At 63.6% G+C, this 16,128-nt stretch carries 17 protein-coding genes; 7 read left to right on the top strand and 10 right to left on the bottom strand.

Annotated elements, in window-relative coordinates:
- Positions 1–35 precede the first annotated feature (35 nt).
- The 8 genes from trbL to traI are packed head-to-tail and all read right to left on the bottom strand — an operon-like array spanning position 36 to position 6,964.
- On the bottom strand, positions 36–1,223 hold the full coding sequence (gene trbL, locus GGR25_RS23800; RefSeq protein WP_183401393.1) for a P-type conjugative transfer protein TrbL: 1,188 nt from the start codon (positions 1,221–1,223) through the stop codon (positions 36–38).
- Entirely contained in the window at positions 1,217–1,444 is a 228-nt protein-coding gene (trbK, locus tag GGR25_RS23805) for an entry exclusion protein TrbK (RefSeq protein ID WP_183401394.1), read from the bottom strand. Before trbK ends, trbL begins: the two co-directional genes overlap by 7 nt.
- Positions 1,441–2,187: a P-type conjugative transfer protein TrbJ gene (trbJ, locus tag GGR25_RS23810; RefSeq protein ID WP_246410291.1), complete on the bottom strand. Its 747-nt coding sequence runs from the start codon at positions 2,185–2,187 to the stop codon at positions 1,441–1,443. The genes trbK and trbJ overlap by 4 nt, the downstream gene beginning before the upstream one ends.
- Positions 2,188–2,233: 46 nt before the next feature.
- Complete coding sequence (locus GGR25_RS23815) at positions 2,234–4,690, bottom strand: conjugal transfer protein TrbE (RefSeq protein ID WP_183401396.1); 2,457 nt, start codon at positions 4,688–4,690, stop codon at positions 2,234–2,236.
- 9 nt (positions 4,691–4,699) lie between these two features.
- Positions 4,700–4,999, bottom strand: coding sequence for a conjugal transfer protein TrbD (locus GGR25_RS23820; RefSeq protein ID WP_183401397.1), 300 nt, complete (start codon positions 4,997–4,999; stop codon positions 4,700–4,702).
- Positions 4,992–5,366, bottom strand: a complete 375-nt coding sequence (locus tag GGR25_RS23825) for a TrbC/VirB2 family protein (RefSeq protein WP_183401398.1) — start codon at positions 5,364–5,366, stop codon at positions 4,992–4,994. The genes GGR25_RS23820 and GGR25_RS23825 overlap by 8 nt, the downstream gene beginning before the upstream one ends.
- Positions 5,356–6,327, bottom strand: a complete 972-nt coding sequence (gene trbB, locus GGR25_RS23830) for a P-type conjugative transfer ATPase TrbB (RefSeq protein ID WP_183401399.1) — start codon at positions 6,325–6,327, stop codon at positions 5,356–5,358. Before trbB ends, GGR25_RS23825 begins: the two co-directional genes overlap by 11 nt.
- Before the next feature lie 10 nt (positions 6,328–6,337).
- The gene (gene traI, locus GGR25_RS23835) at positions 6,338–6,964 is read right to left on the bottom strand and encodes an acyl-homoserine-lactone synthase (RefSeq protein WP_183401400.1); all 627 of its coding nucleotides are present in this window, start codon (positions 6,962–6,964) and stop codon (positions 6,338–6,340) included.
- A gap of 396 nt (positions 6,965–7,360) precedes the next feature.
- Here traI and repA point away from each other — a divergent pair, with 396 nt between their 5' ends.
- The 6 genes from repA to GGR25_RS23865 all read left to right on the top strand — a co-directional run bounded on the left by repA (position 7,361) and on the right by GGR25_RS23865 (position 12,822).
- Positions 7,361–8,548, top strand: a complete 1,188-nt coding sequence (repA, locus tag GGR25_RS23840; RefSeq protein ID WP_183401401.1) for a plasmid partitioning protein RepA — start codon at positions 7,361–7,363, stop codon at positions 8,546–8,548.
- Between the two features lie 72 nt (positions 8,549–8,620).
- Positions 8,621–9,613, top strand: coding sequence for a plasmid partitioning protein RepB (repB, locus tag GGR25_RS23845; RefSeq protein ID WP_183401402.1), 993 nt, complete (start codon positions 8,621–8,623; stop codon positions 9,611–9,613).
- A gap of 168 nt (positions 9,614–9,781) precedes the next feature.
- Positions 9,782–11,098, top strand: a complete 1,317-nt coding sequence (gene repC, locus GGR25_RS23850; RefSeq protein WP_183401403.1) for a plasmid replication protein RepC — start codon at positions 9,782–9,784, stop codon at positions 11,096–11,098.
- 125 nt (positions 11,099–11,223) lie between these two features.
- Complete coding sequence (locus tag GGR25_RS23855) at positions 11,224–11,730, top strand: GrpB family protein (protein WP_210300090.1); 507 nt, start codon at positions 11,224–11,226, stop codon at positions 11,728–11,730.
- Positions 11,731–11,917: 187 nt separating this feature from the next.
- On the top strand, positions 11,918–12,307 hold the full coding sequence (locus tag GGR25_RS23860; RefSeq protein ID WP_183401404.1) for an MbcA/ParS/Xre antitoxin family protein: 390 nt from the start codon (positions 11,918–11,920) through the stop codon (positions 12,305–12,307).
- The gene (locus GGR25_RS23865; RefSeq protein WP_183401405.1) at positions 12,304–12,822 is read left to right on the top strand and encodes an RES domain-containing protein; all 519 of its coding nucleotides are present in this window, start codon (positions 12,304–12,306) and stop codon (positions 12,820–12,822) included. The genes GGR25_RS23860 and GGR25_RS23865 overlap by 4 nt, the downstream gene beginning before the upstream one ends.
- Before the next feature lie 35 nt (positions 12,823–12,857).
- Here GGR25_RS23865 and GGR25_RS23870 read toward each other — a convergent pair whose 3' ends face one another.
- Both GGR25_RS23870 and GGR25_RS23875 read right to left on the bottom strand, forming a co-directional pair.
- The gene (locus tag GGR25_RS23870) at positions 12,858–13,919 is read right to left on the bottom strand and encodes a site-specific integrase (RefSeq protein ID WP_183401406.1); all 1,062 of its coding nucleotides are present in this window, start codon (positions 13,917–13,919) and stop codon (positions 12,858–12,860) included.
- Positions 13,916–15,121: an AcrVA2 family anti-CRISPR protein gene (locus GGR25_RS23875; RefSeq protein ID WP_183401407.1), complete on the bottom strand. Its 1,206-nt coding sequence runs from the start codon at positions 15,119–15,121 to the stop codon at positions 13,916–13,918. The genes GGR25_RS23870 and GGR25_RS23875 overlap by 4 nt, the downstream gene beginning before the upstream one ends.
- A gap of 261 nt (positions 15,122–15,382) precedes the next feature.
- Between GGR25_RS23875 and GGR25_RS23880 the strand changes: the two genes are divergently transcribed.
- Positions 15,383–16,128, top strand: a 746-nt coding sequence (locus GGR25_RS23880; RefSeq protein WP_183401408.1) for a DUF1403 family protein, incomplete at its 3' end; no start/stop codon positions are given.

The raw sequence follows: 16,128 nt of genomic DNA on the forward strand, positions 1-16,128 counted from the left end.
CCTCCCCTCCTCTCCAGACGGATGAGAACCTTGCGTCACCTCTGCGCTCCCTTGTTTCCGGCTGCTTGCTTGCGGGCCTCGTCGAGCTTCGCGTTGGCGAGGCCCAGGGTGGAGGTTCCGAAGGTGCCGCGGGCATCCATCGCCTGATCGCGCGCGGCGGCGGCAACCGCACCGCCGGCGGCCCCCACGCCGCTTGCCATTCCCTTGAGCGCAGCTCCGGCCATGGAGGAGCCCTGTGCCCGAGCGTCTGAATAGCTGGCCGCGCCAGCTCTGGCCGCGCCCCAGGCCAGCGACGAGCCGCCGACCGTTGTCGCAAGAGCGAAGTTCGCGGCCTGCGCCCCGTGGCGGACGGCTTCCATGCCGCCGGTGACGGAGACGCCTTGAACGACGCCTTGGAGGATGTTGGGCACGTAGACGGCGATGATGAAGACCACGACGGAGATGCCGGCAATCGCGAGTGTGGTGATGAACTGGTCGGAGGTCGCTGTCGGCGCCTCCGCGAGCCCGAGCAGGACGTCCGAGCCAATGCGCGCGATCATCACCAGGGCCATCAGCTTCATGCCCACGCCGAAGGCGTAGACGAGGTAGCGAACGGCGAAATCCTTCGTAAAGGAGGAGCCGCCGAGACCGAGCATGATCATGCCGGCGAGGAGGCCCACATACATCTCCACCATGACCGAGACGAAGATCGCCGCGACGAGGCTGAAGGCAATGACCACAACGACCATGGCAAAGACGGCGGCGATCGCCAGAGCGTTGTCCTCGAAGAGGCCGAACTTCGCCTGCTCCGACATCTTGGAGGCGACGCGGATCCCCGCATCGAAGATATTCGCGGGCGACGCGGATCCTCCGCCGGCGCCGATCTGGAACAGGCTGTCGACGACAGCTTTGGCGAGGCTTGGTCCCCGATCGAGCACGAAGGCAAAGAACCCGATGAACATGATCCGCCGCACAAGTTCGGCGAACCAGCTGTCCAGCGAGGCGGCCTGGAGCGCGAGCCATACCGCGGCGATGCCGATCTCGATCCCGGCGAGAATCCAGAACAGCGAGCGAGCCGCGTCCATCACCGTCGTTTCCCAGCCCTTCGCAGCCGTCACGACGGAATTCTCGAGTGTGGTGAGTACGGAGCCCTGCTGCGCAAGAGCCGGAGTGACTGCGATCAGGACGATGCCGGCGGTGACGAAGGCACGGCCTACTGTGCGGGGGGCGCGGGCAGCTACCATCGGGGACGCATCTCCTGTCCGCCGCGCACATCGAGGTTCGGATCGCCGCCGAGGAACTTCTCGGCGCGCTCGCGACGTTCGGCGCCCGATGGAGTCGACGATGCCGGCGCCGCCGCACCTGCTTCCTGTGGAGGTCCCGGCTGATAGACGATCCAGATCGCGACCGCTGAGCCGACGCCGACAAGGAGGCCGCCAACGATGAGAAGTGTCCGCGGGCTCACCAGCGTGGCTCCATCGTTTGGCCGCCACGAATGTCGTTGGTCGGCGCATTGAAGAATTGTTCCCGCCTCGCCTGGGCGAGGTCCTTCTGAGCCTGCTCGGACTGATACCAGGTGCCCATCATCGTCACCTGCTGCGAGACGAGGCCGCGCAGCTTCTGGAGCTGCGCGACTTCCTGCGCGGCGATCTCATGGCCGATCTGTAGGGCCTTCATCTGGCCATCCGCGCTCTCGGACATGGAGCGCAGCGAGGACATGGTGGATTCCTCGCTCTGAAACTGCTCGGCGGTGAGGTTCGCCGCCTTCAGCGTGCCGGCTATGGTGTCGCGGTTGGTGTTCGACCAGCCTTCATAGGTTGAGGAGAACGACGCCCCGTTCGGCAGATTGCTCTTGAAGGTCGAGAAACTCTGGAATCGCTGCTTCAGGACGTCATCGGCATTCCCCATCGAGAATGCGATGCCCTGCCCCTGCGTGACGATGCTTTGCAGGCGGTTGAGGTCGCTTTCGACCTGGCCCCAGACATGATTGGGCAGCTGCGCCGTGTTCTGCAGCATGTTCGCATAGATCTTCAGCTGGTTCTGGATCTGCTGGGCGAGCTGCGTGATTTGGGTGACTTGGTTGTTGATCTGCTCGGCCGAATTGCCGACGAGGCTGATGAGCTCGCCATTGTTGGCGATTTGGGTCCACTCGGTGGCGCCTCCCGTGATGCCGCCGCCGCCGGCGTGCGCGCTCGGGATCAGCGTCATCGCTTCGACTGCGGCGAGGAGCACGCCGGCCGCCGTTCGGCGCGGATCAGACGTTCGGGAGAAGAGACGCGGCATGAGCGATCCCCCTTTGCTCGAGCCAGTAGCGGGGCCAGTCGGTCCCGTGTTCCGAATGGAGGGTGCGGATCTGCTTCAGGTCTTCCTTGCCGGACGCACCGGCGAAGGCGAGCGCGACGGGACCCAGCGCCATGTCGAACAGGCGTCGGCCGACGGGAGACGCGACGTAATATTCGCGTTTCGGCAAGGCGGTCGCGACGATCTCGATCTGCCGGCTGTTGAAGCCGATGCGCTCATAGAATTCCCGTGTGCCAGGCTCACGGGCGGCGCCGTTCGGAAGGCAGATCTTGGTCGGGCAGCTCTCCTTCAATACATCGACGATCCCCGATCGCTCGGCATCCGAGATCGACTGCGTCGCGAGCAGGACCGCGCAATTCGCCTTGCGCAGCACCTTCAGCCATTCGCGGATCTTGCTCCGGAAAGTGGGATGTCCCAGCATCAGCCAGGCCTCGTCGATGATGATGAGGCTCGGGCTGCCGGTGAGACGCTTCTCGATGCGCCGGAACAGATAGGTGAGCACGGGCACGAGATTGCGCTCGCCCATGTTCATCAGCTCCTCGATCTCGAAGCACTGGAAGCCGCCGAGGGCGAGACCGTCGGCCTCGGCATCGAGGAGTTGCCCCATCGGGCCGTCGACCGTGTAGTGGTGCAGCGCGTCCTTTATCTCGCGCATTTGAACGCCCGAAACGAAGTCGGAGAGCGAGCGACCGCGCGCCTCCGCCAGAAGACCGATCTGGCGGGAGATGGAGTTGCGATGATCTGGCGTAACGGTAACGCCCTGCAGCGCGACCAGCGTCTCGATCCAATCCGACGCGAAGGCGCGATCGGCGTCGGTTGCGAGTTCCTCGAGCGGACAGAAGGCGAGCGCCCTCCCCTGCCCGTCTGTTTCGCCACCGATCTCGTAGTGATCGCCGCCGACGGCGAGTGTCAGCGGCAACATGGAGCGGCCCTTGTCGAAGGCGAAGACCTGGGCGCCTTCGTAGCGCCGGAATTGCGCGGCGATCAGGGCCAGCAGCGTCGACTTGCCCGAGCCGGTCGGGCCAAACACCAGCGTGTGCCCAACGTCATCGACATGAAGGTTCAGGCGAAACGGAGTCGATCCGCTCGCCACCTGCATGAGTGGCGGCGCGCCAGCGGGATAGAACGGGCATGGTGCTGTCGGGCTCCCCGACCAGACCGAGTTCAGAGGGATGAGGTCGGCGAGGTTGCGGGTGTTGATCAGCGGTTCGCGGATGTTCGCATACCAATTTCCGGGCAGGCTGCCGAGATAAGCGTCGGTGGCATTCAGCGTCTCTATTCGAGCACCGAAGCCTTCGGCCTGGATCAGTCGACGGACGGCCTCGCAGTTCTCGCGAAGCCGCGTCTCGTTCTCATCGAACAGCGCGATGACCGGCGTGTAGTAACCGTAAGCGACGCTTTGCGAGGAGGCTTCGGCAATAGCGTCCTCGGTCTCGGCCACCATGGAGAGAGCGTCCTGGTCCACCGACCTGCTTCGGGTCTGGAACAGCTGGTCGAAGAAAGGCCGCACCTTCTGCTGCCACTTCTTCCGTGTGCGTTCGAGGCGCGTCCTCGCCTCCTCGGCGTCCAGGAAGATGAACCGGCTCGACCAGCGATAGGTGAGTGGCATGAGGTCGAGGACGTTGAGGATGCCGGGCCAGCTTTCGGCCGGCAGGCCGTCGATTGCGACCACGCCGAGGAAGCGGTTTTCGACAGTCGGCGTGACACCATGACGGAGCTCGGCGGTCGCCAGCCAGTCGAGATACATCGGGACATCCGGAAGGCGGATGGGGTGGTTCTCGCCGGTGATGCAGAAGCGGATGAACTGGAAGAGTTCGTCATAGCGGGCAAGGCGATGGCCGCCGCGTTCTTCGACCTCCCGCGTCGCCATCCGGCGCAGTGAGACGACGTTTGCAAAATACTGTTCGATTTCGCGGATTGCGGTCTCGAAGGCATCGAGTGCGGTGTCGGCATATGAGGCGGATCGACTCTGCGTGTCGGAATAGACGTAGCGTGTCAGGCCGGACCGGCGAGGCTCAAGCGGCCGATAGGTGAGAACGAGTGCGTGGCGGCTCTCATAGTGCCCCCTCTCCCGCTCGAAATGGGCGCGGCGTTCCGCGTCGATCGCGCGCGTCACCGGATCGGGGAAGTGACAAATGGCATCGGTCGGATAGTCCGTGGTCGGCACGCGAACGGCCTCGACCTGGATCATCCAGCCTGTTCCGAGCCGCGCAAGAATCGCGTTGATCTGACGGGAAACGTCGTTGCGCTCGGCGTCGGTGGAGCTTTCGCTGTCCGGCCCGGCAAAGTACCAGCCGGCCATGAGGCTGCCGTCCTTGAGCAGGATCACGCCGTTCGCCACGAGACCCGCGTAGGGCACGAGGTCGGCGAAGGACGGACCGGAGTGCCGGAAGCGGCGCAACGCAACCATGACAGCTCCTCAGAAGCGCCGCCAGGGCGTTGATGTCGCCCGGTAGGTGGGCCGATAGGCGATGTGGCGGACGTAGACCTGCCGCATCAGCGGGTCGGCTTTGGCCATCATCCGCAGCGCCGCGACCGCGACCAGCCAGATGGTGACGCCGAGCACAGCCGCGTACCACGTCAGCACAACGAAGATGAGGATCGCGCTGGCGAGGCCAGTGAGGAGCACGAGCTCACGGTCGGCACCCATCAGGAGGTTCGGGCGCGAGAGCGCCCGATGAATGCGAGAATGGGCGAGGCTGGAGAGAGACTCAGCCATGCGCCCCCTCCCCTCCGCGAAGGGTGGTGCCGTTGGTCGGCGCAACGTCAGCGATCGACGCTCCGGTCGAGCCGAAGAGGGCGACGATCTGGGTCGCACCGAGCAGGATGCCGGCAACGAGCACGACATACATCAGGCGGCGCGCGAAATCGTTCAGCTCGCCGCCGAAGATCAGCATGCCTCCGGCGACCGCCACGGCGGCGAGGGCGATAAAGCCGGCGACAGGGCCGGTTATCGACTGCTGGATCTGCTGCAGCGGGCCTTCCCACGGCAGCCCGCCGCCGCCGGCTGCGAACGCAGGCGCCAATTGGAACAGAGAGGTCGTCAGCAGCACACCGGTCACGAGAATTCGGCCACTACGCGACATGTCGGGTGTCCTCGATCTGAGATTGGACTTCGGTTTCGTATTGGTCGCCGGCGAAGCGCTCGACGTGGATGACGTCGCGTACCCGTCGCCCCTTGGGCATACGCTCGATGGAGACGATGAGATCGACAGCCTCGCCGATCACTTCGCGCATCGGCTGCTGGCTCGCCTCGGCCGTGAGCTGCTCAAGACGGCGTAGCGCCGACATCGCGGAATTGGAGTGGATCGTGGTGACTCCGCCCGGGTGGCCGGTGTTCCATGCCTTGAGCAAGGTGAGCGCGGCGCCATCGCGAACCTCCCCAACCACGATTCGGTCGGGGCGCAGACGCATCGTGCTCTTGAGCAGGCGCGCCATGTCGACGGTATCGCTGGTGTGCAGCGACACCACGTTCTCTGCGGCGCATTGGATCTCGAAAGTGTCTTCGAGGATCACGATGCGATCCTCCGGGGCGGTCCGGACGATCTCGGCGATGACGGCGTTGGCCAGCGTTGTCTTACCGGAGCCCGTTCCTCCCGAGATCACGATATTGAGCCGGGCAGAGATGGCGCTGCGGATCACTTGCGCTTGCATCTCGGTCATGACGCTCGATGCTACATAGTCGTCGAGTGGGATCAGCCGCGAAGCCAGCCGGCGGATGGTAAAGCTCGGGGCTGAAACAACCGGCGGCAACACACCTTCGAAGCGATGGCCGCCGATCGGCAGCTCCCCTGAAATTATGGGACGCTCATCATCCGCCTCGGATTGGAGCGCGTGGGCCACGCTGCCGATGATGATTTCGGCGGTGGCGGCGGTCATTTCTCCGGCAGGTGCGATACCGTGCCCGAGCCGTTCGATGAAAATCCGTCCGTCCGGATTGAGCATGATCTCGACGACGGTCGGATCGTCGAGGGCGACACAGAGTCGATCGCCGAGGGCCTCCTGCAGCTTACGAATGAGCCGCGGATGAGAGCGGAGGTGGGTCACAATGTGATCCTCACGCCGCAAGGTTCTGGGCCGGCACGATTGCCGATCGATATCCATCCGGGCGCAGGCGCTCGAAACTCGAAAGATCCGCTGGAAGCGTCCCGGCGACAGCAATCGTGTTCCCGATCGGACGGGGCTCGCCAAGTCTGCTCAAAGGCCAGTTGGCGCGTTTCAGAATGCGCTCGAAGCGCAGGTCGGTCGCCGTGACGATCTCGCTATAGCCGTTCGCCATCGACCATTCGATGATGCCGGCGAACATGGTGAGCGTCGCCTCATGAAGAGCCCCCGCCCCCCTCCCCTCGCCGAGCCCGGTGTCAACGCAAAAGCGGGAGCTCTCGACCATACCGGAGTGAGCATGGAGTCGACCCGCGGCCAGCAACTGCGGAAAAGTTCGTTCCAGCATGGTGGGTCCAGTAGCGGGCAACAGTCTTGCGCAGCCTGCGACAGTGGCGGCATCGGCTAAAGCGAGGATGTAGGTGGGATCAAAGGCATCGTATTCGTCGGTCTCGCGGTTATCGCGGACCTGAACAGCCCAGCCGAGGCGACCGGCGAAGACGCGTGCCCGGAGCTGGTGATGCTTGTCGACGAGTCGTCGATCAGCGGCGCTTGAAGCCTTGCGAACGGCGTGCAGCCACATTGAATGCAACCTCCAACGTCATAGGGGACGGTCGGAAGTCACCACGGGATGCGGATTCGCTGGAGTGTAGAATAAACGGGGTACGCCTCGGGGGTGAGTCGTCAAGCTGGCGTCGGCGCCTTGGCTCGAACGCGCGTTGAGACCGTGTCTGAACCTGCTATTGGCCCGAGAATAAACGGGGTGAACAAACCAAGATCGGGGAAGCTCCGAGCACGGCAACCTTTTGAAAGAAGACGTGAATCGCGATTGTCCGCGAACAATGCGGGCGCCTCTGGGACTTGGCTTAACTTTTCGTTAACCCTTATCTCCTTGCCACAGTAAGGGAATCGCACATACTGGCGCTAAATTCGCATTTCTGGCGCTGTTGGCGCTATTTCATGAATTGAGGCGGCGCGGATGGGTTCGCTTCCATCATTCGAATTCGATGAGAAGATCCTTGCGCAGGGGGCTGAGATCTCGCGCAAGCTCGACCAACTGCGGCTGGAGAAGTTCCCGCCGGATGCAAAGAAGACGCTTCGCCGCTTTCCGATGGCGGAGGTAGCTCACTATCTCGGCGTCACTCCAAATAACCTCAAGCGGCTTCACCTCGAGGGCAAAGGTCCGGAGCCTCTTATCGCGGGGGGCGGCCGACGCTTCTACACCGCTGAGCAAATGATCGAACTGCGGCACTATCTCGATAAGAACGGCCGCTCTGACGCTAAGAAGTATGTCCCCTATCGCAAGCGGGGCGAGAAGCTCCAGGTAATCGCGGTGGTGAATTTTAAGGGCGGTTCCGGGAAGACGACTACCGCTGCCCACCTCGCTCAGCACCTTGCGCTGACCGGTCATCGCGTGTTGGCGATTGATCTTGACCCGCAGGCTTCCCTGTCTGCGTTGCACGGGTTTCAGCCTGAACTCGACCGGAATCCGTCGCTCTATGACGCGATCCGCTATGACGAGAAGCGTAAGCCGATCGCCGACGTGATCGCGCCGACGAATTTTCCGCTTCTCGAAATTGTTCCCGCGAATTTGGAGCTTCAGGAATACGAGTACGACACGCCACTGTTCATGCAGACCTCAAGTGAGGGCAAGCGGTTCTTCACGCGTCTCGGCCGCGCGCTTGAGGAGGTTGATGATCGCTTTGATGTCGTCGTTGTAGACTGCCCTCCCCAGCTCGGCTTCCTGACCCTGACGGCGCTGACCGCTTCGACATCCGTGCTCATCACAGTTCATCCGCAGATGCTCGACCTAATGTCGATGAGTCAGTTCCTGCTCATGCTCGGAAACTTCGTGCGTGCCATCCGGGAGAAGGGTGCGCCGGTGAAGATCGACTGGCTCCGCTATCTAATCACCCGCTACGAGGCGACGGATGTCCCGCAGGTTCAGATGCTCGGTTTCATGCAGTCGATGCTCACCGAGGAGATCCTGAAGCATCCAATGGTGAAGTCCACGGCCATTTCTGATGCCGGCTTGACCAAGCAAACGCTCTACGAGGTCGATCGCGCGAATTTCAACCGCGATACGTATGATCGTGCGATTGAAGCGCTGGACGCCGTCAATTTTGAGATTCAGGCCCTGATTCACAAAGCTTGGGGGCGTCTGTGATGTTGACCGCCGTAAAAACTGGCAAAAATAGGTTGTTTTTCAAGCGGCTAGTTCATCTGAGAGGTGCGCGTCATGGCTCGTAAAAACCCATTGGCCAATCTTTCAGCCGCAGGGCCGACGCTGGATCGTGGTGTGCTGGACTATGCGGCAAAAGGTGCTTCGCGGTCACTCCTCAACTCTATCGACGAAATGGCCGCTAAAGCTGACAAGCTCTCCGAAGGAGAGACTGTCGTCGAGATGGAGCCGGGCTTGATCGATGCGTCGTTCGTCCGAGACCGTCGCACTGATAACGAGGACGAGTTTAACGAACTCCTCTCGGCTATTCGGGACAATGGTCAGAACTCCCCTATTCTCGTCCGACCGCATCCCAAGGCGATGGGGCGTTATATGGTCGTCTTTGGCCATCGCCGCCTGCGCGTCGCGCAGACCCTGGGTCGGAAGGTCCGGGCCATTGTCAAGGAGATGCAGGACCGCGATCACGTTGTCGCTTTGGGCCAGGAAAATTCGGCTCGCGCAAACGTGCCATTTATCGAGCGGGCCCTGTTTGCTGCAGATCTCGCCCGCCTGCATTACGATGACGACAATGCAACCATCATGAGTGCGCTGTCCGTCGACCGCACTACGCTATCGAAGATGCTGTCGGTTGCGAACTTGCCCGGCAGTGTTTTGAATGCGCTAGCTCAGGCCAAGGGCATTGGCCGAGATCGCTGGTACGAGCTGAAGCTACTGCTCGACAATCCGGCGAACCACGGGCGCGCGGACGAGATTCTCCGCGAGCCAGCGATGATGGATATGCCGGTCGATCAGCAGTTTGAGTTGCTTATTCGGCGCCTGAAGACGGCGCCCGCCCGCAAGCGCCAAAAAGTCGACGCGGAGAAAAGAAGCTGGGCGTCTTCGGATAGCGCGCTGACTGCGGATATGACGGTGGAAGGCAAGCGGTTCACGCTGGCGCTCAAGGCGAAAAGCTCTGACGCCCGCGCGTTCGGTGCGTACCTGTCGGAGAACCTTGACCGTCTCTATGAGGCCTTCCGGCAGGAGGTCAGTCCACAGGAACATGGAGGCTAACCCGCAAAAGAAAAAGGCCCCCGAAACGGAGTTCCGGAAGCCCTTCTCTTTACAGTTTGGCGACTGAGAGAATCCCACTTCCGCGAATCAGTGTCAAGGCCAACCGGCGTGCCGACGCATGCTGTTTTGGAGGCTGAATTTCTTTTGCCTAGCGATAGGTGAAGGACAATGCAGACGCATGTTTCGACGACGCCCTTCGGGCGGCGGCCGATGACGCTCGGCCAGATTTCAAGCCAGATGGCGGCGAAGGCGGTGAAGCCGGATGCCGTCGCGCATAAATGGCAGGTGTTCCAGGACATCCGCGAGGCGAGGGAACTCCTTGGCGCCACGGATCGCTCGCTGGCGATCCTCAACGCCCTGCTGACCTTCCATCCGGAAACCGCGCTCACCGGCGACGCCGAGCTGATCGTCTGGCCGTCCAACGAGCAACTGGCGGCACGGGCGAACGGCATGCCGGCGACGACGCTGCGCCGGCATATTGCCGTGCTGGTCGATTGCGGACTGGTGATCCGGCGCGACAGCCCAAACGGCAAGCGCTTCGCGCGCAAGGGCAGGGGCGGGGAGATCGAGCAGGCCTATGGCTTCGATCTCTCGCCGCTGGTCGCGCGGGCGCAGGAGTTTCGTGACCTGGCCGAGGCGGTTCATGCGGAGAGAAGGGCGTTCCGCGTGGCGAAGGAGCGCCTCACCCTGTTGCGACGGGATATCGTCAAGCTGATCGACACCGGCATCGAGGAAGGAGTTCCCGGCAATTGGGGGAAGGTGCTGCTCGACTATCAGGCGATCATCGCCCGTCTCCCTCGTTCAGCCCCGCGTCAGTTGGTGGAGGCAATCAGCGCCGAGCTGTCGGCTCTTTACGAAGATATCCGCGAGGCTCTGGAATCCTTCACGAAAACACAGAATCCGGACGGCAATGAGTCCCATTCCGGTCGCCACATACAGAATTCAAACCCAGAACTTCATACTGAATCTGAATATCGCATTCGAGAAAAGAGTGAAGCGGGCGGCACCGCCGCGGACACCGACAACGTGCGGAGCCTGCCGAAGCGGGAACTGCCCTTGGGCATCGTGCTGGACGCCTGCCCTGGCGTGCTGGAACTGGCGCAGGGCGGCGAAATCCGGCACTGGCGGGACTTCCTGGCTGCGGCGGAGCTGGTCCGGCCGATGCTGGGGATCAGCCCGAGCGCCTGGCGCGAAGCGCGGGAGGCGCTCGGCGAGCAACATGCCGCGATCACGCTGGCCGCGATCTACCAGCGGGCGGATCAGATAGGCTCGCCCGGCGGCTATCTGCGCAGTCTGACGGAGCGCGCGAAGGACGGGAAATTCTCGACCTGGCCGATGATCATGGCGCTGCTGCGGGCCAAGCTCGATGCGCAGAAGACGCAAGCTGGCGCGGATGGCGCGAAAGCAGAAGAGCCCAGGCCCAGTGATGGTCTTCGGGCCTCGGAGGCGCTGCTGAGAAGCCTGAACAAGCCGCGGCCGCGATGATGAAACGCATCAACGATCACGGTTTTGTCGCCGACGTTGTGCAGCGCCAGCGCCAGGAGCTTCCGAATGAGCAATGAATCGGCGTCTTTCACGCAGCAAATTGAGATCTGCGATTGGTCTCCAGGGTGGCCGATAAATTCGCTCTCAAGGCAGTGGCGATCCGCCAAACCTTGGGCGATCATGCGGTCCGTATTGACCATATCGGCTCAACGTCAATCGAAGGACTGGCTGCAAAGCCGATCATCGACATTCAGATTTCCGTTGCAGACCTACAGTTAATCGAGATCCTGGCAGAGAGGATGGCAACCATTGGATACGTGTGGCGGCCATCCAATGCTGATTTGACGAAACGCTATTTCCGAGAGCGCCCTGGTAATGAGCGTACCCATATCCATGTCCGCCAATTTGGAAGCTGGCATGAGCAATGGTCGCTGTTATTCCGTGACTACATGCGGAGCCATGTGGAGGAGCACACTCCATACGTGAAGTTAAAGCGAGTGCTCGCCGTTCGATATCGCGACAACAGGACAGCCTACGCCGAGGGTAAGTCGGACCACCTCTGGGGAATTATCCGACGTGCGGACCTCTGGGCATCCGAAATCGGTTGGAGGCCTGCCCTATCCGATGCGTAGCGTAGTGTTGAGCCCAACGGCACAAGCTTTCTGGCAAAATCGCTTGGCGTGTCATTTCGCACCCAGCCGGAACTGACCCCCAGTAGGCGCAGTTCGCACCGGATCTCGGCTACGCGTTGAACGCGCTTCGAGATTGCCATATATGTTGTCATGAAAATATGGATGCGAGTATGGCGCGGAGGCTTTAATGGTACAGGCAGCGAAAGCTCCAATCGAGGCTGGATCTTTGGTTCTGACCTATATGGATCGAACCGGCCGGATCGCGGTCGATCAGCTCGCGGATGGTTTCGGCATGTCCAAGACTCAGCTTGCCGAAACGGCCGGTCTCGCCCGGGAGACGCTTTATCGCGTTGAGCGTAGCCGCGCTCAGAGAACGCAGGGCAGGCTCCGCGAAATGCTCGAAATCATCAGCCGGGTCTCGGATTGGGCCGGGGGCAAGGAGCAGGCCATGGCCTGGTATCGAGCTCAACCGCTGCCGGCGTTTGGGGGGCGGACTGCGGAGGCGCTCGTCAAGGATGGCAAGGCCGCAGCCGTTCGCGACTATCTCGACCATATGGCCGTCGGCGGATTTGCGTGAGGTTCGTTGGAATCTGCTATCGGGCGCATGATCCGCGATGGGCGTTCAAGCCCATGTCCGGGGATGGCGCGGCGATTAGGGGTGCCCGCTTCAATCCAAAGGGCATTCCGGCGCTTTATCTGGGTTTGAACATCATGACGGCCGTCAAGGAGGCCAATCAGGGATTTGCGCACCGGATCGATCCTTGCGTGCTGTGCGCCTACGACGTCGACTGCGAGGATATTGCCGATCTGACGACCGAAGAGGGGAGGGGAGAGCTTGCGATCGCGTTTGATGACATGGCTTGTGCATGGGCCTCGGCCCTTGCCGACGGCGATCGTCCGGCCTCGTGGTCGGTTTATGATCGACTCAAAGCACGGGGTATTGCTGGCCTATGCGTGCCGAGTTTCGCGCCTGGCGCTGAGGCAGACGATAACAACCTGGTTCTCTGGAGATGGGGTCCAGATCTGCCGCATAAAGTGACCGTCGTCGACCCGAGCGGTCGGCTTCCGAAGGATCAATTGTCCTGGCGTTGATTTGCCCTTCTCCGAGCACGGAGAGGGTTTGGCCCTCAAAGTCCGGCGGCTTTGGTGAGGTTGACCCGGAAGCGGTCGCGTCGGCGCTGGTAGCGTCGGGTCATTTCGGCGGAGGCATGGCCGAGCTGCTTCTGCACATGGGGTTCATCTACCTCGGCCGAGGAGGCGAGGCCGGCGCGCAGCGAATGGCCGGCGAATTTTTCCTCCCGTTCGCCTTCGGTGAGATCACCGCGCACCCCGGCGGCCAGTGCCGTGCGCTTGACCAGCCGGGCGACCTCCCGGTCGTTCAGTCGGTCCACGCCGACATCCTTGCCCTGTCCGGTCACCCGCCGGAACAGTGGACCGTGGCCGATGCGCGCCAGCTTCAGCCAGGTGGCCAGCGCCACCACTGGGCAGGTCGCGTCGGACGAACCGCGGCCGATCTCGACCTCGCGCCAGCCGGTTTTTCCGCGCAGGGTGACGATCATTCCCTTGTCGACGATCTCGACCCAGCCGCGCCCGTCATCCGTCTGCTCGCGCCCGCAATCGAGCCCGACGATTTCCGAGCGCCGGAGGCCGCCGGCGAAGCCGATGAGCAGCATGGCGCGGTCGCGCAGGCCGCGCAGCGTGCCGCGCTCCAGCACCTCCAGCATGGCGATGAGATCCTCGGGCAGCACCGCCTCCTTCTGCCGCGGTGGGGCGGCATGGGTGTTGCGGATACCGGCGAGCACGGTGGCGATGTGCCGATCCTTGCGATCGAGCGGCGTGCCGCGCTGGGCGTAGTTCCAGATGAGCGCGGAGAGCCGGCGCTCGATGGTGGCGACGGAATTCGCCTTGCCGCCGGGGACCGCGGCCCCGGAGGCGCAGGCGGTGATGTAGAGGCCGACGACCTGCGGGGAGGGGGGCAGCATTTCAACTCCCTGGCGCCGACACCAGGAGGCGAAGTGCTTCCAGTCCGAGGTATAGGCACGGCGGGTGTTGGCGGAGCTCGCCGCCTCGACATAGTCGCGCGCCCGGCCGGCGAGCCGCTCGAGATGGGCGGGCAGGGCAGGGGAGGGCTGTTCATCAAGGGGCGAGGTGACAGTGACGGCGGTGTGCGGGCTCTGGTGGTCGTTCATCGGTCTTGCTCCGTCACCGCGTAGAGGTGACCGACGGCCGGCTCGCCCCGGTCCTGACGCACCAGGACCGGGCGGATCCAGATCAAGCGGCGTTCGGTAAGACCAGGTCCATGTGGCTGACGTCGCCAGTGGCCGCGTCGCCAATGGGCGGCGACTTCGCGTCCCGACAGGTCCGGATCGGCAGCCTCGTCGGCGCGGCTTTCGGCCATGCCGAGGCGAAAGTCGAGTCGGCGGACGGCAAAATAGCCATCCTCGGCGAGGCGGCCGGCGGCCGTGCGCCGGCGCTTCGGTGTCGTGGCATTTTCCACCACATTGACGAGTGAGGCCGGCGCCTGCTTCGGCCATTCCGGCGCGCCGAGCGCGGGTTCGGTCGATAGCAGGCACAGCGCGTTGCAGAGCAGGGCGAGCACATTGCGCGCAGTGGGATAGGCCGCCTGATTATAGAGCGCATCGCGCTCGTAGCCTGAGAGTGCCGGCAGGCCGACGGGAAAGCCATCGTTGCGAGCCTCCTCCACACCCTGCCGAAGACGCGCCAGGGCGTCGGGATCCGGGCGCAGACCAACATCATTGGCCGAGATCGCCCGATCCAGCGCGCCCTGCAACGTGTCGCCCGGTGAGTTGAGCGTCAACGGGGCAAAGAAGTGTGGTTCGTGGCCGAGGATCCATGCGCCCGGACCGCGATGCGGCCCGTCGGTTCGTCGGCTGGTGATGTAGAAGGACAGGCTCGGTGCGACGTCGTTGTTCGGGCCGCGTGCGAAGCTCTCGACATAGGCGCCATCGATGACGTTGGGCGCGCCGGGAAGACCGACTTCCAGCCCGCCGGCGAAGCCGAGATAGAAGCACCGGAACGGCAGACGCATGTCGGCGAGCCGGATATCGCCGAGTTCAGTTCGCCCGAGAAGCGCAACGATCTCCGCCGGGAGCCAGATCGAATTGCGGCCGCCAGCCGCGAACGCCACGAGGTGCGCGGCCGTGCCGATCGCCGCGACGGCTATGTCGGTTGTCGCCGGCCGTTTCTCGAAAGGGAGCTTGTCCAGAGCCTGATTGTAGGCGGTCATGCCGGCATTCACGACGCGCTGGAAGGCCTCGCCGCTCAGCAGCCCGTTATGGCAGTGGTTGACCTCGCGGCGGATGATTGCCTTGGCCTCGGGGAACTGGCGCAGGAAACGCATCGGATGCAGGGCGTCGGCGTCGAAGGCCATTTGGGTCTTTCTCAGCGGTGGCGCCCCGACCGGGGCGGGGATGACCGGAATCGACACGCTCGCGGCGGCGCCTGAGGTCCGGCTGACGTCTGCCGCGCGCCAATTTTCGGGCCCCGGGCGGTGAAAGTGGCACCCTTCTCTATAAAGGTATAAAACGACCGATAATGCAACATTATCGGATGTTGTTATTCTGCGACGACCGGTGCGGTTTACGACCAGATCGATAGCATTAACCGCACATTCGGGATATCGTGGGCGACGATGCGCGCGCCCGATTTGTCCCTCGCTTCCGCCTTCGAGCCACCGGCCGTCCCCGGCTGGGCGGTGCCGCGCGCGCAGGTCGCCGATCTCGCCGAGACCGCCTACATGGCCGGCGCAGCGTTGACTTCATTGGATAATCTCATTCGTGCAGAGCCGCCCTGGTCCGGCGCCTGGCGCCAGCGGGTGGCCTTGAACGCAGCCGCGAGTGCGGCCCGGCTGCTCGGCCATCGCGAGGATGCGCCGGCGCTGCGCGACGCCTGGCACCTGCGCCCGCCTGGCGCCGATCCCGGGCCGGCCGGCAACCTCTTAGCGGCGTGGCGGCGCCTCGCCACTCGGTCTCCGGTCGTCGATGCCGAGGGCCTGCGCTCTCTCACCAATCTGCTCGGCCTTGCCTGGTCGGACGGGTTCGAGCGGATCCCGGACCTCGTGGAGGAAGCCGTGCGCACCGCGCGGCCGGCGCCGCTCATCGCCGCGGCGGTCGCGCGCGAGGTGGCGGCGCTGGCGCCGCACAATGAGGCGCTGGCCTGGTGGTGTGCTGACCTCGCGCTGGCGCGAGCGATGCGCTGGCCGATCCCGGTGCCGGTGCTCGCCACCCAGATCCACGCGCCGGCGCTGCGGTCCGGTCCCTGCGGTCGTCGGCCGCGGCCGGGAGGGGAGGGGCATGCGGCGGCCCTGTGCCTCGCCACGGCCGCCGGGGCGGTGGAGGCCTGCCGTCTCGCCGGCGAGATCGCCCGCCGCGCCGCACG

Origin of the sequence: Kaistia hirudinis (assembly GCF_014196455.1) — a bacterium.
Classification (GTDB): Bacteria; Pseudomonadota; Alphaproteobacteria; order Rhizobiales; family Kaistiaceae; genus Kaistia; species Kaistia hirudinis.

Coding starts and splice junctions, on each gene's coding strand:
- GGR25_RS23820 (WP_183401397.1), bottom strand. CDS start 4,999: ATGGCTGAGTCTCTCTCCAGCCTCGCCCATTCTCGCATTCATCGGGCG.
- GGR25_RS23815 (WP_183401396.1), bottom strand. CDS start 4,690: ATGGTTGCGTTGCGCCGCTTCCGGCACTCCGGTCCGTCCTTCGCCGAC.
- repC (WP_183401403.1), top strand. CDS start 9,782: ATGCAGACGCATGTTTCGACGACGCCCTTCGGGCGGCGGCCGATGACG.
- traI (WP_183401400.1), bottom strand. CDS start 6,964: ATGTGGCTGCACGCCGTTCGCAAGGCTTCAAGCGCCGCTGATCGACGA.
- GGR25_RS23860 (WP_183401404.1), top strand. CDS start 11,918: ATGGTACAGGCAGCGAAAGCTCCAATCGAGGCTGGATCTTTGGTTCTG.
- repB (WP_183401402.1), top strand. CDS start 8,621: ATGGCTCGTAAAAACCCATTGGCCAATCTTTCAGCCGCAGGGCCGACG.
- trbJ (WP_246410291.1), bottom strand. CDS start 2,187: ATGACGCTGATCCCGAGCGCGCACGCCGGCGGCGGCGGCATCACGGGA.
- GGR25_RS23870 (WP_183401406.1), bottom strand. CDS start 13,919: ATGAACGACCACCAGAGCCCGCACACCGCCGTCACTGTCACCTCGCCC.
- GGR25_RS23825 (WP_183401398.1), bottom strand. CDS start 5,366: ATGTCGCGTAGTGGCCGAATTCTCGTGACCGGTGTGCTGCTGACGACC.
- trbL (WP_183401393.1), bottom strand. CDS start 1,223: ATGGTAGCTGCCCGCGCCCCCCGCACAGTAGGCCGTGCCTTCGTCACC.
- repA (WP_183401401.1), top strand. CDS start 7,361: ATGGGTTCGCTTCCATCATTCGAATTCGATGAGAAGATCCTTGCGCAG.
- GGR25_RS23875 (WP_183401407.1), bottom strand. CDS start 15,121: ATGGCCTTCGACGCCGACGCCCTGCATCCGATGCGTTTCCTGCGCCAG.